Consider the following 16,559-nt stretch of genomic DNA (forward strand, 5'->3'; position numbering starts at 1 on the left):
TTAAGGTGTAGCGCAAGGTTGAAGTGAATGCAAAGAAATAGGTGCTTCTCTTTTATTTCTGCCCAATAGAAAAAGAGGTACCTATTTCTTTGTTAAGGTCTATGCGGTCCACTTATGACACATTAATTTTCTTAACTGTTTTAGCTGTACTTTCTTTGGCTTTTGGCACTGTTACTTTAAGTATCCCGTTGTCATATTTCGCATCGATGTTATTCTCCTTTACATCATCTGGTAACGTAAAAGAGCGGGTGAACGAATTGAATGAATATTCCTTTCGTGAATAACCATTATCCTCACTTTTTTCTTCTTTTTGCTCTTCCTTTTCTGCGCTGATACTCAAGGTGTGATTATCAACTTCAATGTTAAAATCTTTTCTTTCGAGTCCGGGTGCTGCAACTTCCAATATGTATTCTTTTGGAGTTTCGCGTATGTTTACCGAGGGCACATTCACGCCTAGTCTTGAGCGTGTAAGATCCGATTCAATATCAAAAAAATCGCGATCTAATAGCGTTGAGGGCCAGTCTGACAGAAATCTGGACAAACCAGTCGTAGGTCTTAATGATAAATTCATAGTCTTAAAATTTAAATGTTTATTTTTTTACTGTGCTGCTAAAATAGAGTGGTTGTGGTAACCGTGTCTATGCAATTTGTTAGAAGAAAAAATGATTTTTAGCAGTGCCGGTTTTGCAGGTTCAAATGGCTTCCAGGACATAGCTAATGAGTACAAATAACAAGATGATGTTCATCACAAATTCGAAAAATCAACTACATTTCAATACATTGTCTGATTCAAGGTCTGACATTGGTTCATACACTATACATTCAATATGAAAGCACTGGTGTTAAGAAGGGTTTGTGATCTTCTTACGGAATTTGCTCCGTTGAAAATGGTTGACTTACCGACACCGCAGCCCGGCTCAAATGAAATCCTTATCAAGGTTTCCTGCTGTGGAGTCTGTCATACGGAACTGGATGAAATAGAAGGTCGAACACCACCTTCACATTATCCTATGGTTTTGGGGCATCAGGTAGTTGGTAATGTTTATTCCAGGGGAACGGATGCCTCCAGATTTAGTGATGGAACTCGCGTAGGCATAGCTTGGATATTTTCAGCATGTGGCTCGTGTGAATTTTGTAAAAACAAATTGGAAAATCTTTGCCCTGATTTCAAAGGAACAGGTAGAGACGCATCGGGGGGATATGCCGAATACATAATTGTTCATGAGAAATTCGCTTACGCAATACCAGAGATTTTTTCAGATGCAGAAGCTGCACCACTGTTGTGCGCGGGCGCCATTGGTTATCGTTCGCTGAAGTTATCGCAACTTCAAAATCATCAGACGTTAGGACTCAGTGGTTTCGGGGCATCAGGACACCTTGTGTTGAAAATGACCCGTTATTTATTTCCTGATTCAAAAATTATTGTATTCGCAAGAAGGAAACAAGAACAAGATTTCGCGATGGCTCTCGGTGCAAATTGGGCGGGAGATATTTCTGATGTGCCACCTTATCGGGCAAACGCAATAATTGACACAACACCCGTTTGGAAAAATATTGTTGAATCCATGAGGCATTTGAAGCCAGCGGGGCGTTTAATTATTAATGCAATTCGTAAAGAAAAAAATGATAAGAGCGTGTTGCTTAATTTAAGTTATCAGGATCATTTGTGGATGGAAAAAGAAATTAAGAGCGTAGCGAATATTTCACGGCAGGATGTGGAAGAATTTTTAGCGCTTGCGGCACAAATTCCGATCAAACCGGAAATTCAAACTTACCCGTTCGATCAGGCGAACGAGGCCCTATACGATCTGAAGCATAAGCATGTAAAGGGTGCTAAGGTATTGGTGATGAAATAGCGTGCGCTAATATCCATGCAATGTTACGTATCGGAAATTACACGTGTTTAACGGTACGGCTGATGACCAATGGATACCCACCAGAAACGTTTAATGTTTAAGGGGTGCCTTCACATCGTTGACAAACGCAGTAACCTCTTTTCCCTTAGGTACATAATTTTTCTCCCAGCGGCGAACAAAGAAAAATACAATCGTAATGATGGCGATGAGAATGAAGTAAATAAAAATCCTGGTGATCCGTTTTAATTTAACATCTCGTTCATGGCGCGCCATGATATCTCCATAGTTCCGGTGTTGCGCTATTCTTCCGGCACTTATCTTTTGTCTTCTCAAACGTATTTCATTCCTTCCCATCGTACTTGATACGTAAATTAAAACTTTTTCGTAACCTGTCTAAGGCTCTGTACGTCCTCATTTTTGCCCCGCTTTCTGTTATCTCAAGGATGAATGCGATCTCTTTAAAATCTTTGTCTTCAAAGAACCGAAGTTCCAACACTTGAAGCATTTCAGTCGGCAGCTCTTTTAGAAAGTTCATTAACCGATGAATTATTTCTTCATCATATTCTTCGTTAGCCTGCTCTATTAATTCGCGGATACGAACTTCTTCAATGCTAAAAACTTTGGTATGCTTTTGCTTCCGGTAATGTTTGTTTACTTCGTTGCTTGCTATTTTATATAACCATGCAGAAAAAGGAACTCCCCGGAATTGATATCGATCCACATTTTTCAACGCGATAAGAAATGTTTGCGAACATAAGTCTGCAGTCAATTCTTCATCATCGGTTTGACGATAGATAAAATTAAAAATGCGGTCGAAATATTTTTCGTACAGTTCTCCAAATGCCTGTGGATTTTTTTTGGATCGGTCTAGGATCGAATACTCTTGGCGTATCTCAGCTTCGGACATGCGGACGAATTACATACAAAGAATGCAAAAGTAGGAGTAAAGTCACAGGCTTCAAGTTTAAGGTTTCGTCAAAACCTTTTGCACCCGCAGTTATTTTCAAACTTTACTTTAAAACGCCCAGTGTTGGTCGTAAATTCTAGAAAATTTCTGTTATCTGAGCGGCTTTTAGCGTACAATACGAGGGTAGGGGGCCAGGATTTAATTATCCCGTATAAAGGGGTATTACGTATCTTGGTAATTACCTGAACTTTGTAAAGGTGTAACGTATGAGCAGGGTATTCTTTTTAGTCTTTGTTTTCAGCCTTTTTTATCAAAATGTAAAGGCGCAAGACCGCTTTTATTCCACCCGAAACTATACGGTTATCAATGGGCTTCCTCAATCTCAAGTCACAAGTCTGGTGGAGGATAAAAGCGGGTATCTGTGGATCGGAACCCATGGGGGCGGATTAGCACGTTTTGATGGCCGGGAATTTAAAGTTTACACCACACTGGACGGTTTATTGACCAATCAAATCGTCAGCATTCACCTTGACGCTCATAACAACTTATGGATATTACATGCTCGCGGTGTTACAAAATTTAATGGTCGGGAATTCAAAAAAATTGAAGCGCCTACGACAGCACCTTCATCCGCAAAATCGATGTGGCGAATGTTTAACATGCATGATACACTATATGTGTTGTCTGCCCGCGACCGCATCAGTAAGCTTTATGGAGATTCTATTTACTACTGGGAAAAGCCACTACCCAATACCTTGAAGCGAATGCACATTGGCCCCAACGGGGAAGCTTGTTTTTTTATGGATGACAACTCGTTCTTTGTAAAACTTCCTAACCAAACCATATCATTTAAACCTGATGTGCCATTAGAAGGAGTCTTTAACTTCTTTAATTATAAAAATGATATTCTTTTTCGTTCAAAAAATGGCGTTTTCAAATTGGATATAGCGCAAAAGAAGGTTATCAAAATGCCATGGACCACTAGCAATTTTGTTTTGTTCTACGATGAGAAAGATGATGTGCTTTGGACAAGTAATGCAAAGGGTCTTTTAAGAGAAAAATTTAAGCCAGGTCATTTTGATAGCGACACCATTCTTCAAGATATTGAAGTAAGCCAGATCTTACGCGATTCGGAAGGCAACACCTGGATCGCCACGAATGGCGATGGCTTATACAAATATTTTCTTCAGGATTTTCAACGATTCAATGCTGAAAATATTCGGGGTGTAATGACGATGGCAAAAGATGTTGATGGAGCATTGTGGGCTGGTACCATGTACAAAGGCTTATGGAAAATTAAGGACGGGAAGGCCACCTCGTATGTAGATGAGAAGGAAATGTATCGTAATCAGTTTGGATGTGTAAAGGTGTCCCCTGAAGGTGAAGTTTGGGTAGGTACAGCCTATGGCTTGGGTCAGTATATCCGAGAGAAGGATTCGTTTCGGTGGTATACCGCTGCAGACGGTTTTTCAAATCGCCCGGTGATGTGTATTGAATTTGATGAAACGGGTTTATGGATCGCGTCAGGACCCGAACTAACTTTTTTTAACGGCAAATCTTTTAAAACCTATAATGAGAAAGATGGTCTTGATGCAGGAAGAATTGTTACATTATATTATTATAAGCCGTTAAAGACCCTGTACGTTGCTACGTCATCGCGGTTGTTTGCATTTCGCGATGGTGTCTTTACACCTATTCATATACCTGAGCTTGGTAATGCTTGTGTGTTGGGCTTACAACCTTATAAAAAGGATTTGTTAGTGATGGCTACCACCGGTGGAGGAGTTGTTATTTACAATCCTAATTCTAAAAAAAGCAAACTCATTACGACTCGCGAAGGACTGCCATCGGACTTTATTTATTTCGCTGGTGTTGACGATAAAGATTACTTGTGGATTGGCAGTGAAAAAGGAATTAACAAGTTACAGTTGGACAACAAATTTGAAATTGTTGAAAACCTTCACTTCAATGATGACAATGGTCTAACCGGTGTGGAGACAAATCAAAATGCTTTTTATTTAAGTCCGAAGGAAAAATATTTTGGGTTAGTGGATGGCTTGTATGAATTCAACCATGCGATGGATAAGGATCATACTTCTTTTGATCTGCATCTCTCAGACGTTCAGATTCTATATGGAGAATATGCTACCCACGAATACGCCGACAGTACTTTCGGATTTTTTAGAATACCCTATAAACCATTATTACCACCGGATAGAAATCACCTGACGTTTCATTTTAATCGTGTTGATAAACGTTATTCCAAATCTGTTAAGTATAAATACTTGTTGGAGAATTTTGACACAAAGTGGTCGCAGCCATCTTCTGTTAATTCGGTTACTTACAGCAATCTTCCACCTGGAAACTATGTGTTTAGGGTGATGGTAACGAACAACAAAGGGAGCTGGGATGATTCAAAAATTGCGTACCCATTTACGATAAAAGCTCCCTTTTATCAGACGACATCTTTCATCGTTGCCACAATAATTTTATTAGCCGGAATATTTACTCTTATATTTTACTTGCGTGTAAAGCAACGCATTGAACGCGCAATGGTGCTGGAGCGGATTCGCCAACGTGAACAGGAGGCTGTTCGGAAAGAAATTGCGCGCGACTTTCATGATGAAATGGGAAACCAGTTAACCCGCATTATCAACTACATCAGTTTATTAAAACTTAATGGTCAGGGTCATGTAAATGGACATGTAAATGGAAATGGCAATGGAAAAAGCAATGCTGAGCTTTATACAAAAGTAGAGGACTCCGCAAAATACTTGTATTCGGGGACGCGCGATTTCATTTGGTCTATCGATCCTGTGAATGATGAATTGTCAAAACTATTTCTTCATATCCGCGATTTTGGTGAAAAATTATTCGAAGAAAAAAACATAAGCTTCCGTGCATTTAATGAAATCAAGGACCCAGTTAAATTACCCTACGGATTTTGCAGGCAGGCTAATCTCATTTTCAAGGAAGTGATGACTAACGCTTTCAAATATTCGCAAGCGTTGAATGTTACGTTAAGCTTGAAGCGTGATGATGCTGATGGATTTGAGATGAGTTTCGAAGACGATGGTATAGGTTTTTATACCGGTGAAATACAAAAATCGAATGGTCTTCAAAATATTCGCGAAAGAGCCGATAGAATCAACGCTTATTTACGTATACAGAGTGAAAAGAATTGCGGCACTAAAATATTCTTGAGCTTTAAACCAACAAAAACTTTAAAATATGGCGTTACCATTTAAAAAACGGGTGATGATCGTGGAGGATGATCAGGAGATTCGTAACAGCTTCAGCCTAATCGTCAATAGCTCACAAAAATTTACTGTAGTAAGCGCCTACGGCAATTGTGAAGATGCAATTGCTGCCTTGCACCGTGACAAACCGGAAATCGTATTGATGGACGTCGAGCTTCCCGGTATGAACGGAATTCAAGGCACAAAAATCATTAAGGATAAAAATCCGCATATCGATATTATCATGGTTACCGTATATGAGGATAGCGAACTTGTCTTTGAGGCCCTGAAGGCCGGCGCCTCTGGTTACATTACCAAAAGCGCCAATTATATGGAATTGTTATCAGCGCTTGAAGAAATTGTGAAAGGTGGAGCGCCCATGAGTAGCCGCATAGCTCGGATGGTTATTGACAATTTTCACGTAAACCCTAACTCGCCATTAACCAAACGTGAAACGGAAATTTTGCAACTCATTTCTGAAGGAAAGACGTACACACAAATATCCGAAGAGCTATTTATTTCGAAAGAGACCGCAAAAACGCATATAAAAAACATCTATTCCAAACTCCAGGTCAATAGTAAATCTGAGGCAATCGCAAAAGCTAACCTCGAAAAACTGATTTAGTCGGCAAGTCGAGTTTTTTCGTGTAGGGATACCGTATTAAAAAAGATACAAAAACTAACGGATGTCAGTAAGTCAGAAAAATTTATTTAAATCATCCCGAATGGGTGACAGAAAATCCATATAAACAACATAACTTTATCGCAGAGTCCTTCAATAACACGAGTAGATTTTCTTCATAAGTTTAGGTTAATGAAAAATTTTCTCTGAAGGACTTGCCCCCTAGGTGAGGGGGCTTTTTTATTTCTTCCCTTGTTCGTGTTATTTTTATTCTCTGAGTTGTTCGCGAACACAACTATATTTTCATTTCCCCCTTCAAACGCTAAACCTGTACCTCGTGGGTACGAAAACCCAAGCTTCGCAAATAACCCATTATGCGTTATTTCCATTTCAATAATATACCATCTATTAAGTCATTCTTTTAGTAAGTGCTTTTGGGACTTTTGAATAACATCCTGCCAAGTGTTAGGATGGATACGAATAACTCGAACAAACCTAAAGCACATGAAGAAGATTCTACTAGCAAGCTTCTTATGTCTGGTTCACGTTAGCGTGATCTGGGCACAAGAAAGAACGGTTACTGGAAAAGTAACAGCAACAGAGGATGGAGCTCCGCTACCGGGGGTCAACGTTGTAGTCAAAGGCACTTCACTGGGTACCGTTACCAACACCGAAGGTGTCTATACTTTAAATGTTCCTGGTACGGCTACCACACTAATTTTTTCTTTCATCGGGCTTACCACCCAGGAAGTTGAAATTGGTGCACGGTCTACAATCGATTTGCAGATGGGCCAGGACATTCAACAACTTGGTGAAGTGGTGGTCACCGCCGTCGGTATCGAACGCGAACGAAAAGCCCTTGGCTATTCCGTTGAGACTGTGAACGGCGACAAAGTGCAACAAGTTTCCGAACCAGATCCTCTACGCGCGCTAACCGGAAAAGTACCTGGTTTGAATATTGTTTCCTCCAGTGGTGCGCCCGGCAGTTCTACCAGAATTACCATACGCGGTAACTCATCGATGTTGAATAATAATCAGCCGTTGTTTGTAGTCGACGGAATTCCTTATAACAATGACTTTGTAACTACAGAAGGTGTCAACACAAATACAGGAGGGCTCACGCAAGGTGGTGCTTTTTCAAGTCGTATTTCCGACCTTGATCCGAATGACATCAAGTCTATTTCTGTTCTGAAGGGTGCTACAGCTGCGGCACTGTACGGTGCGCGCGCTGCCAATGGTGTGATCGTTATCACGACGAAGTCTGGTTCAGCATCCGCCTCGCGAAAAGGTATGGAAGTAACCTACAGTACCACGTATGGTATCGAAACCATTGCCAACCTTCCAACCTTTCAGAATACATATGGCACAGGTGTGAATTTTGCCTATCAGCAGGCCAATGGTTCGTGGGGTGCTCCATTCATTGGCACCAGACCTTATGCAAACCTGGACTCTATTCCACATTGGTATTCAGGAAGACCAGGCATGGGTGAGTTCGACGGAAAAAGAGTGCCTTATCGGGCATACCCCAATAACGTAAGAGACTTCTTCGATGTAGGACGCATTTTTGAAAACTCCATATCCATCACAGGAGGAAATGAGAAATCTGTCATCTCTGTAACATTGTCACAGCTCAATCAGCAAGGCTTCGTTCCCGAAACAGAATTTCTTCGGCATAACATAAGCGTCGGTGGTAAGACGACACTGGCTAACGGACTGGTTATTGGCGGAAATCTTGCTTACACCAGGTCCTCCCAGGATGGTGTATTAAGTGGTGCGCCAACAGCAACTTCCGGTGATCCGTCAGCATTCGCCCGGACCATGTACTTCGGACGGAATTGGGATGTACAAGGCCAGCCTTATCAAAATCCCGTTGACAATGGAAGTGAGTTTTTTATTGGCAGAAATACTGCGAACAATCCCTATTGGTCTGTAAAGAATTCTGGAATCCGTTCTCGAGTCGATCGGTACGTCGCCGCATTCAACGTGGCCTACGATTTTAATGATTGGATTAATTTATCCTACAAAATAGGTATAAATGGATTTGGCCAGAGCCAATATGAATTCCAACGTCCAAATGGCGCTGGAAATCCATTGGGTACCATGACAACAGTTGACGTATTCACAGATGAAATAAATTCCGATCTGATTGTCACTGCTTCGCACGATCTCAATGAAAATTTCTCCATTCGCGGTTTGGTAGGTTGGAATGTGAATCAGCGGACGAGCAAGGTGCGATCTCTGAACGGAGTAGGATATGTGGTTTTTGATATAGATGAACTCACTAATCTGAATGCCGTCACACCCAATCCAAACAGTGCATATTCACGCAGGAGATTATACGGTGTTTATGCAGATGTAAATTTAGGTTACAAAGACTGGGCATTTCTGACCCTGACAGCACGGAACGATTGGTCGTCTACGCTGCCGGTTCAAAACAGAAGCTTCTTCTATCCTGCTGCCAATGCTTCAGTAATCTTAACGGATGCGCTGAACATGTCGTCAGGGTTTTTTAACACTATAAAACTCAGGGCAGGATGGGCTACGGTTGGAAATGATACGGGACCTTATCTGTTGAGTAATGTCTTTGTTGTTAATGATTTTGATAATGTAACAGTAAGTACCGCCGCCCGTCCATTTACTCCTACCAATGGGCCTGCTGCCGGTTCGACCATTCCAACGGCCGGGCTGAATGCAGTCGCCACTGATCCGGACCTTAAACCCGAAAGAACCACAGAAATAGAAGCTGGAGTCGATTTACGATTCTGGAACGATAGGGCAGGGATAAATTTCACAGCATATAACAAGGAGTCTTCAGACCAGATCGCGCAAATTTCTGTGCCTGAAGAAACAGGATTCCAGAATCAACTTACAAATTTTGGTACGGTGACCAACAAAGGAATTGAAATCGGTGTTGATTTCATGCCTGTTAAAACGCAGGGTGGTCTGACATGGACCATCATCGGGTCTTTTACAAAAAACAAGAATCTTATCAAAGAACTGCGACCAGGTGTAAGTGAAATTCAATTTGGTTCAGGTTTCGGAGGATCAGTATCTACCGTACACCGGCCGGGTCAACCCTATGGTGTATTAATAGGGACAGTAGACGTACGGGATGATGAAGGAAATATGCTGATCGATCCAAGCACCGGAACATTTATTCAGGCATTGGAACCCGGTATCATCGGTGATCCTAACCCTGATTTTATACTTGGTATCACCAACAGCATTTCATTTAAGGGACTTACCGTATCGGCTGTGTGGGACCTGCGTCAGGGCGGTGATATATTTTCTACCACCGTGAATTCAGTCTTGGGACGCGGTGTACTTGCCTACCAGGCAGACCGTGAACAAAATGCTGTTTTGAGAGGCGTCTATGGGGATCCAACAACATTCCAACCGTACCTGGATGATGCAGGTAACAAGATTCCCAATCAGACAATGATCGAAGTTAACTCATTGTACTTCGGTGAGACCTTTGCCGTGAATGCAGCAGATGAATGGTCAGTATTTGATGCGACCACGTATCGTCTACGCGAAGCTTCAATTGTTTACCAGCTCCCGAAGACATTGCTGCAGCGTACGCCTTTCGGTGCGATTAGTGTCGGTGTCACGGGAAGAAATCTCTGGTATTATGCACCGAACTTTCCGAAGGATGTAAACTACGATCCGGAAACCAACCAGTTTGGCGCTCGCAACGGTCAGGGTATTGAATACAGTACCACACCATCTGCAAGGAGATTTGCAGTCACGTTGCGTGCAACTTTTTAACTCATTAATGTAAAAGTTATGAAATCGAAATTATATAAGATACTTGCTGTATTTGCTTGCATCGGATTGCTAAGCTGCGAAAAAGATTTTCTTGATATCAATGATGATCCCAATAATCCACTCGACGTTTCGCTGGAATTATTGTTGCCATCTACACAATTGGATATGGCAGGTGCTCTGGGAACAAGCGGTGGAGGTTTGTCGAGAGTTACCAGCATCTACATGCACCACTGGGTAGAACGACGTCCTACGCTTAATGATTATGCCTTGTCGGGCAGCGATTTTGGTGTGACAGCGCCTTGGCTTGTTCTCTACACACGTACGCTAGCAGATATTGAAATCATCATTCAAAAAGCTAATGAAGTGGAAGCTTTTCCCTACCTGGGCATCGCGCAAATCATGAAGGCATATGCCTATAGCCTGATGGTAGATACCTGGGGCGATGTGCCATTTTCAGAAGCGCATAAAGCCGGTAACCTGACACCAGCGTATGACCGGGGTGAAGACATCTATCCCCAGCTCTTCACGTTGCTTAACGAAGGTATTGCAAACATGGAGAAGGAATCCGACTTCCAGGTAGGCAATGAGGATCTTATCTATGGTGGCGACACCGATCTCTGGATCAAGTTTGCAAATTCCGTTAAACTGAAGATGTACAACCAAATCAGGGAGGTTCAGGATGTATCTGCAGAAGTATCTGCGTTGCTGGCCGAAGGAAATCTGATCAGTGATGGATCAGAAGATTTTCAGTTGTACTACGGTGTGGGTACTGGCCCTGATAACAGAAATCCCGGATACGTACAGGAATGGAATGCAGGGAATGCGAATTATAACATAAGTCCCTACTTCTATGAAACAATGGCTAACCTCAATACTTTCAATCATCGCAATTACGGCGGTGATGTGGGTGTGGTAGATCCTCGGATTCCTTATTACTTCTATAATCAAATCAGTGAAGTAAGTCCGGACGATTCGCCAGAAAATCCTTGTAGCTATTGTTACGGTTACGTGGACCCTGGTTCAGGCGATTTTATTACGGTAGTGCCTGAACTAGAAGGAACTGGTGTCGTTTCAATTTATAATTTTTCCTTGAACATCGATCCCAATGAAGGATTCGATCAGGGAGCTTCCCAGACTGTTTCAGGGTTATACCCGCTTGGCGGCGATTTTGATTCCGGCGATGGTGGCGCATCTTCTTTTGCCGGCGGTAATCCGCAGGTACCCCAGCGCATGCTCACGCACTATGCATTGAAATTTGTTGAAGCCGAATTGTACTTGACAAATGTTGTTCCGGGCGACCATCGCGCTGCCTTTGAAGACGCCATGTGGGCCTCGTTTGATAAAGTAAATGAAATAGCAGAAAGTGTAGGCGCACCGGTAATGGAAGAAACCGATATCCAGGAATATATAGATGGCGTTCTGGCAGACTATGATTCCGATGATAACACCGGGAAACTAGAACACATCATGACACAAAAATGGATTGCCAGCTTCGGATTTGGTGTTGACCTGTTCACAGACTACAGACGAACAGGTTTTCCGGTACTGCATGATGGCAATACGGATAACCTTAGCTATACAATTCGCAACAGGGAATTTCCCCACTCATTTCCATGGCCGACAGCCAATTTACAGGTTAATGGAAACGCGCCTAACCAAAAGGTTGTGACAAGCGATGACGCGAAACCATTTTGGATGAACTGATTTATTTCTAAAGCGAACATTTTATGAAACAGATATTAATTTCTTTTGCAACAATTGCTTTCGCCATGATTGTATTTTCATGTGAAGAGCAAGGAAAGTTTGGTCTTGATGAATCAGATAAGGCGTTTAACCTCCGGATGTCTCCCGACAAAAATACGTTCGACATCTCACAGGGAGATCCACAAATTAATTTTACCATTTACTCTGATACAAAAACCATCGACAATGTGAAAATCATTGTTGAGTTTGTTGAGTTCGGTGGAGACGGGCCTTCAGCCAAAAGGTTGCTGAAAGAATTGCCTGGCGATGCGTTTGCTGCTTCGCCTTCCACAACAGTCTCTATTAAGCTATCTGAATTTGCAGCGGCTGTGGGTCTTTCACTGGACGATATTAAAGGTGGCGATGTTTTTAACATCCATAACCAGGTTAATATGATTGATGGAAGAGTTTATCCTGATACATTGGAGCTTGGAGGAGATGAATTTGTCAATGTTGAGAATAGTTTTTTTACATCAGCAGGTTCTACGAGTTATACCAGTACGTTATCATTTGCGGTATTGTGTCCCTTTATTGCTGCTGAAGCGGCCGGTACATACATCATCACCCGTGATGACGCCGAAGTTTCTTTTGATCCTACATATCAGCCGGTTGTTATTGCGGGACCAGGGCCTAATCAGGTAACAGTGAAAAACTTGTTTTCGCATCCGGAGAACTATGATATCATCGTTGATGTGGATCCGGCCTCGGCGGTCGCCACCGTCGAAAAACAAGCGGCATGGAACTCCGACAATTTCGGTTTTGGTCTGGGCCCGGCGTCTATAGAGGGAAATGGCTTGTTTTTTTCCTGTACAGGTTTTATTACGCTTAACCTTGTACACAGTGTCGAATCAGGTCCATTTGCAGGTACTTATGTATTAGAAATGACCCGTAAACCCTAGATTCATGTAGTCTTTTTCCTTTAATGCTAAAAATCGGTAAACTCAAGCGGGTTGCGGTTAAAACGCAGCCCGCTTCTATTTTCAGCCGTTTCCGGAAATTGGGTTTTTACATTCTGACTGCATAAATCGACTGAACCTGATATTATTTTAATCAATCTTCAGCGCTCTCAAAAGATGTAGGTTTTGCTCAGCTTTTAAAAAGAAATTCGTCGTCACCTTTCCGAAGTTGCAAGGTATTGCTGAGTTCTCTGTAGCGAACATATGGTTTTTCGAACGCTCATTTGCGCTTTTCTTTTTTTCTCCCCTTTGTTTTGTTATTCGCAACAAAACCAGATCGATAGTTTAGAGAATTTAGTGCAAGCGAGACCTGACGATACTACAAAAGTCTGGCTTTTGAATCACCTGGTATCCACCCTGCGCGAAGGCGATAATAATAAAGCACTGAAATATGCTGGGCAAGCGCGAGATCTTGCACAGCAGTTAAAATACAACCGTGGGTTGGCGTGGGCACTGGAAAACCTGGGATGGCTCTCGTATCGAAAAGGGGATTATGCTACTGCCTTTCAACTGGCTACAGATGCTCTAAATATTATTGAGAATTATCATGATTTCTCTACCATTGCAAGATGCCTGAATAGTATTGCCGCGATCTATTATGAGCAAAAACAATATGATGCCGCCCTCCATAATTTCAAGCGTGCCTTACAAGCAGCGAACCGAAGTAACGACTACACGACAATAGCCCGAAGTTTGAATAACATTGCATACACCATGTTGCGTTTGGAGCAGCAAGACTCCGCAGCCATTTATGCGGAACGTGGACTTCGTGCAAGTCAACAAGCGCACAGCAAGTACCTGGAAGGTTATGCATATCGAACGCTGGGAGATATCGATTTAAGGAATAAAAAATTTGATGCTGCACTAAAAAAGTTTTGGAATGCAGTAGCACTGGCTGATAAGGTTAAAAACAAATTTCTGAAAGCCTCAACGTTGCATCGCGTGGCAAAAGCATACATCAACTTGAATCAGCCTGACTCAGCGTTGAAACACCTGGAGGAAAACATAGCGGTTGCTAAACAATTTGGTTACAGTGATGAACTTGAGGTCGCTCTAAAATTGACTGCAGAAGTCTATACTGTCAAAAAAGCTGTAGAAAAAGCCTATGAATATCAGTCCAGATACATCCATCTTCACGATTCTTTATACGACCAACGCAATAGTCAGCACTTGGCACTGATGCAAGCACGATTTGAATCACAATTAAAAGAGGCGGAAATTGAACTGTTGAAAAAAGATACCAAGATCAAACAGCAGGAGATCAACAATCAACAGGTATGGATGTATTTTACTATTGGCTTATTAACATTAACAGCTGTTTTAGTTTTTGTATTGCTGTACAGCAACTGGTTAAAGAGAAAAGCAAATGTCGTATTGGGCACAAAAAATCAGGAAATACAGGAGCAGGCACAGCAACTTAGCAATCTCAATGTTACAAAAGACAAACTGCTTTCCATTATCAGCCACGATGTACGTGGGCCCCTGGCAAGTTTAAGGGGATTGGTGAACATTGTTTGCAGCGGGGGTCTGGATCAAGATGAATTTCTTACGCACTCTCTGAAGATTCGACAGAACCTGGACTCCGTGCAGGAAGACTTAGATAATCTCCTGTATTGGGCTCAATCGCAATTGAACGGAATTCAAATCAATATCGAACAAATCAACGTTCGTGCCATTGTCAACGATAAAATAAAACTGTTCAAAGATGCAGGCGATCGGAAAGCGATCACAATGATAAATGACATTAGCGAGGACCTTACGGTGTTAGCCGATAAGAATCATCTCGGGCTCGTCGTACGCAACCTCATGGCTAATGCAATCAAGTTTAATAAACACGGAGGAACTATTCATATTCAGGAAAAATCTGTCAGTGATGTCGTGGAGATATCGGTCCGGGATTCTGGTGTCGGAATAAAATCATCCGATCTGAAGAAGTTATTCAATGCCCAAACACATTTCTCTAATCTTGGAACGGATCAGGAAAAAGGAGTAGGCATCGGGCTGCTGCTTACGAAAGAGTTTATTGAAAAGAATGGCGGTTCAATATGGGTTAGCAGCGAAGTCGGCAAAGGATCTACCTTCACCTTTACAAGCAAGAGGGTGGTCATTTCCTCCTCCAAAGGAAAAACGGCATTGAGCTCCACACTCAATAGATAGCAACGCTACGTTAAAAAAGTTGGGGGTACTAAAATAGGAAGTGAAGCCGCGTTCAGTTGTATAGTATAAGAATTGCTCAGCCCACAGGGCTCACCGTCAACATGATAAGGTACAGGAGTGCTCGTCTTTATTCTCACAGCTGTTGCATTCAGCATATCACACATATCCGATTTTTTAAGCGATCCTCTCAAGAAGCCATAAATAAATTTCAGGTTATACAGCGGTACTTTTTTTAAGACAGTGATATTCAGCAAGCCGTCGCATACCGATGCTAAAGGCGCAATCTTAATGTTATTGCCGTATTGTGATGAGTTAGCTATTCCAATAATAAAAGCTTTCTGGGTTGAGGTCATTTCATTGAAGGAAATTTCAGCCTCAAACTCCTGAAAATTAAATAGCTCTTTTAAGACAAGTCTAACATATCCGAACAATCCCCGAATTTTTCGGTCAGCAAATAGATTGGCAATATGCCCGTCGAAACCAATACCCGATACGTTAAGGGATAGTTTTCCATTTACAGTCAACGTATCAATGCGGACAATCTTGTTGGAAAATAAACTCCTGATAGCTTCTGATAACTTAACAGGAACTCCTAAATGCCTGGCTAAGCCATTTCCTGAGCCGCGCGGAAGTATTCCCATCGGGGTTGATGAGTGCAATAGCCCTTGTGCAACTTCGTTGATTGTTCCGTCTCCGCCAACGGCCACTACGTAGTCAAATCCATTTTTTGATGCATTGTTTGCCAAAGAGATTGCATGGCCTCGCCGTTGTGTGTATTCAATGGTACAGTCTGCCCGATTTTCCTTGCAGGCATTCAATATCAATCCTTCCACCGTCGCCTGATAACCAACGCCGGAATGCTTGTTAATAATAAAAAGGATTTTCTTGTCTCGACAATCCACACCTCAACAATACAAATTTTTAAAGAAGTAAATGTTAATTCTGTGAGATCAATTCAATAGAAAGCTTGCTACAAAAGGATTAAGGATGTCAAAAAATTGGACGAAAGATTAAAATGAATGCGGCAATCAGGTGCTGCTCACTTTAACTTGTCTTGAATATACTTTACAGCTTGTCCAAAGGTCTGCATTTTTTCCGCATCATCATCCGGAATACGAATATCAAAAGTTTGTTCAAACTCCATTACAATTTCAGCATAGTCGAGGGAATCTATTCCGAGGTCCTTAACAAAATTTGCGTCTGGGGTAATTTCTGATTCTGCAATGCCTAATTTTTCAGTCAATATTTTAGTGACTTTCTTTTGGATATCTTGCATAGCGCTATTAACTGTTTGGTAAATGTATTAAATCC

At 41.9% G+C, this 16,559-nt stretch carries 12 protein-coding genes; 7 read left to right on the forward strand and 5 right to left on the reverse strand.

What is annotated here, in order from left to right; translation table 11 throughout:
- Positions 1-112: 112 nt before the first annotated feature.
- Complete coding sequence (locus tag P2W71_RS09770) at positions 113-571, reverse strand: Hsp20/alpha crystallin family protein (protein WP_276370249.1); 459 nt, start codon at positions 569-571, stop codon at positions 113-115.
- Positions 572-827: 256 nt separating this feature from the next.
- On the opposite strand from P2W71_RS09770, the gene P2W71_RS09775 reads away from it, so the two are divergent.
- Entirely contained in the window at positions 828-1,856 is a 1,029-nt protein-coding gene (locus P2W71_RS09775; protein ID WP_276370251.1) for a zinc-dependent alcohol dehydrogenase family protein, read from the forward strand.
- Positions 1,857-1,946: 90 nt separating this feature from the next.
- Here the strand turns inward: P2W71_RS09775 and P2W71_RS09780 are convergent, their stop codons facing one another.
- Together P2W71_RS09780 and P2W71_RS09785 are read right to left on the reverse strand one after the other, a co-directional pair.
- Positions 1,947-2,189, reverse strand: coding sequence for a hypothetical protein (locus tag P2W71_RS09780; protein ID WP_276370253.1), 243 nt, complete (start codon positions 2,187-2,189; stop codon positions 1,947-1,949).
- A 7-nt stretch (positions 2,190-2,196) separates the two neighbouring features.
- Positions 2,197-2,763 (reverse strand): sigma-70 family RNA polymerase sigma factor, encoded by a 567-nt coding sequence (locus tag P2W71_RS09785; RefSeq protein WP_276370254.1) that lies wholly within the window; start codon positions 2,761-2,763, stop codon positions 2,197-2,199.
- 266 nt (positions 2,764-3,029) lie between these two features.
- Between P2W71_RS09785 and P2W71_RS09790 the strand changes: the two genes are divergently transcribed.
- The 6 genes from P2W71_RS09790 to P2W71_RS09815 all read left to right on the forward strand — a co-directional run bounded on the left by P2W71_RS09790 (position 3,030) and on the right by P2W71_RS09815 (position 15,248).
- The gene (locus P2W71_RS09790; protein WP_276370256.1) at positions 3,030-6,011 is read left to right on the forward strand and encodes a sensor histidine kinase; all 2,982 of its coding nucleotides are present in this window, start codon (positions 3,030-3,032) and stop codon (positions 6,009-6,011) included.
- Complete coding sequence (locus tag P2W71_RS09795; RefSeq protein ID WP_276370259.1) at positions 5,995-6,627, forward strand: response regulator transcription factor; 633 nt, start codon at positions 5,995-5,997, stop codon at positions 6,625-6,627. Before P2W71_RS09790 ends, P2W71_RS09795 begins: the two co-directional genes overlap by 17 nt.
- A 501-nt stretch (positions 6,628-7,128) precedes the next feature.
- Positions 7,129-10,392 (forward strand): SusC/RagA family TonB-linked outer membrane protein, encoded by a 3,264-nt coding sequence (locus tag P2W71_RS09800; RefSeq protein WP_276370261.1) that lies wholly within the window; start codon positions 7,129-7,131, stop codon positions 10,390-10,392.
- A gap of 18 nt (positions 10,393-10,410) precedes the next feature.
- Entirely contained in the window at positions 10,411-12,096 is a 1,686-nt protein-coding gene (locus P2W71_RS09805; RefSeq protein WP_276370264.1) for a SusD/RagB family nutrient-binding outer membrane lipoprotein, read from the forward strand.
- Positions 12,097-12,119: 23 nt separating this feature from the next.
- Positions 12,120-13,034 (forward strand): hypothetical protein, encoded by a 915-nt coding sequence (locus tag P2W71_RS09810; RefSeq protein WP_276370267.1) that lies wholly within the window; start codon positions 12,120-12,122, stop codon positions 13,032-13,034.
- 393 nt (positions 13,035-13,427) lie between these two features.
- Positions 13,428-15,248, forward strand: a complete 1,821-nt coding sequence (locus P2W71_RS09815) for a tetratricopeptide repeat-containing sensor histidine kinase (RefSeq protein ID WP_276370270.1) — start codon at positions 13,428-13,430, stop codon at positions 15,246-15,248.
- 5 nt (positions 15,249-15,253) lie between these two features.
- Here the strand turns inward: P2W71_RS09815 and P2W71_RS09820 are convergent, their stop codons facing one another.
- Positions 15,254-16,150 (reverse strand): YegS/Rv2252/BmrU family lipid kinase, encoded by an 897-nt coding sequence (locus P2W71_RS09820; RefSeq protein ID WP_276370273.1) that lies wholly within the window; start codon positions 16,148-16,150, stop codon positions 15,254-15,256.
- 137 nt (positions 16,151-16,287) lie between these two features.
- A complete protein-coding gene (locus P2W71_RS09825) occupies positions 16,288-16,524 on the reverse strand; it encodes an acyl carrier protein (RefSeq protein ID WP_276370276.1) in 237 nt (78 codons plus the stop codon).
- Between the last annotated feature and the right edge of the window lie 35 nt (positions 16,525-16,559).

Origin of the sequence: Chryseolinea sp. H1M3-3, assembly GCF_029360725.1 — a bacterium.
Taxonomy (GTDB): Bacteria; Bacteroidota; Bacteroidia; order Cytophagales; family Cyclobacteriaceae; genus Chryseolinea.